2 protein-coding genes and 1 pseudogene are annotated in these 2,041 nt (G+C 73.0%); all 3 read left to right on the top strand.

The features are described from left to right. Positions 1–201 precede the first annotated feature (201 nt). Positions 202–1,587, top strand: coding sequence for a phosphomannomutase/phosphoglucomutase (locus AB0I76_RS28580; RefSeq protein ID WP_357041844.1), 1,386 nt, complete (start codon positions 202–204; stop codon positions 1,585–1,587). A gap of 63 nt (positions 1,588–1,650) precedes the next feature. Further along, complete coding sequence (locus AB0I76_RS28575) at positions 1,651–1,836, top strand: Trm112 family protein (protein ID WP_357041841.1); 186 nt, start codon at positions 1,651–1,653, stop codon at positions 1,834–1,836. Further along, positions 1,833–2,041, top strand: a pseudogene (locus AB0I76_RS28570) (mannose-6-phosphate isomerase); the annotation flags it as partial. The gene AB0I76_RS28575 and the pseudogene AB0I76_RS28570, both read left to right, overlap by 4 nt.

Below are 2,041 nucleotides of genomic sequence, written 5' to 3'. Positions count from 1 at the left end.
CGTCCGGCCGGCCGCCGGTGCCGGGGCAGTACGGCACCCCGGTCTCGTCCCCGACGGGGCGGCCCGGCCCTCCGCCGGCCTCGGCCAGCGAGGGCGACCACACGGTGTTCATGCCCCGGCTGCCCGGCTGAGCCGGGGGCCACGGTGACCCTCCGATACGCTCAGGGTCGTTGACGACCTGCGGCGCGAGGAGCGAGACCGGTGTCTGATCTGTCCCAGATCGTGAAGGCCTACGACGTCCGCGGGACGGTGCCGGACCAGTGGGACGAGCGGGTGGCCGAGGCGCTCGGGGTCGCGTTCACGCAGGTGCTGAACGACTCCGGCGAGCCGGGCGATGCGGTGCTGATCGCGCACGACATGCGCGCCAGCGGCCCCGGTCTCGCCGCCGCCTTCGCCGCCGGCGTCCGGGGCGAGGGTCGTACGGTCATCGAGCTGGGTCTGGCCTCGACCGACATGCTCTACTACGCCTCCGGGTCGCTCGGGCTGCCCGGCGCGATGTTCACCGCCAGCCACAACCCGGCGCAGTACAACGGCATCAAGATGTGCCGCTCCGGGGCGCGGCCGGTCGGGCAGGACAGCGGACTGGCCGAGATCCGTGACCGGGCGCAGGCGCTGCTGGACTCCGGCGCCATCCGGGGGGCGGGGGAGCCCGCCGCCCCGGCCGAGCAGCGCGACCTACGCGCCGACTACGCGGGTTACCTGCGCAAGCTGGTCGACCTCTCCGGCATCCGGCCGCTGAAGGTGGTGGTCGACGCCGGCAACGGCATGGGTGGCTGGACCGTGCCGACGGTGCTGGGTGACGCCGCCCTGCCGGCGCTGCCGCTGGAGATCGTGCCGCTCTACTTCGAGCTGGACGGCACCTTCCCCAACCACGAGGCCAACCCGCTGGACCCCAAGAACCTGGTCGACCTCCAGCGCGCGGTGGTGGAGCACGGCGCCGAGATCGGGCTCGCCTTCGACGGCGACGCCGACCGGTGCTTCGTGGTGGACGAGCGCGGCGAGCCGGTGTCGCCGTCGGCGATCACCGCGCTGGTGGCGGCCCGCGAGCTGGCGAAGCACCCCGGCTCCACGGTGATCCACGGCCTGATCACGTCCCGCGCGGTGCCGGAGATCATCCGCGAGCAGGGTGGCAACCCGGTGGTGGCCCGCGTCGGGCACTCCTTCATCAAGGCCGAGATGGCCCGGACCAACGCCATCTTCGGGGGCGAGCACTCCGCGCACTACTACTTCCGGGACTTCTGGTTCGCCGACACCGGCATGCTCGCCGCCATGCACACCCTGGCCGCGCTGGGCGAGCAGTCGCTGCCGCTGTCGGTGCTGGCCGGTGAGTACGAGCGGTACGTCGCCTCCGGCGAGATCAACTCCACGGTGGCCGACCAGGCCGCCAAGGTGGCCGAGGTGCGGGCGGCGTACCCGGACGCGGAGGTCGACGAGATGGACGGGCTCACGCTGCGCTTCCCGGACGGCGCGTGGTTCAACCTCCGTGCCTCCAACACCGAGCCGTTGCTGCGGCTGAACGTCGAGGCGCCGACCCGAGCGAGGATGATCTCCCTCCGCGACGAGGTGCTCGACAGCGTTCGCCGATAAGATCGCCTGCGCCCGGTCGGCACCGCCGACCGGTGACACCGCACACGTGGAAGGAGCCGCGCCGTGGCCCTGGACCCGCAGTTGCTGGAGATCCTCGCTTGCCCGGACACGCACCACGCCCCGCTGGACTACGACGCACAGGCGCAGACGCTGACCTGCACCGAGTGCGGCCGGGTCTTCGAGGTGCGTGACGACGTCCCGGTGCTGCTGCTGGACGAGGCACGTCCGGGCCGGGTGGAGCGGTCGTGATCGACGGTACGGCCGGTGTGAGCGGTCGCCGCGACCCCGACGAGGCCCTGCTGGACAACCCGGACGCGCTCGCCGAGCACGATCCGGGTGGGATGCTGCGCCACACCGCCTCGGGCGGTGCGCAGGTCCGCGAGTCGGCCTCCCTGGCCGCCGAGGCGAACCTGGCGGTGCTGGCCGACGAGGGGCGGCCCCGCGCGGTCGTCAT

The organism is Micromonospora sp. NPDC049799 (assembly GCF_040656655.1).
Taxonomy (GTDB): Bacteria; Actinomycetota; Actinomycetes; order Mycobacteriales; family Micromonosporaceae; genus Micromonospora.
This window is presented reverse-complemented; position numbering and strand designations above follow the sequence as displayed.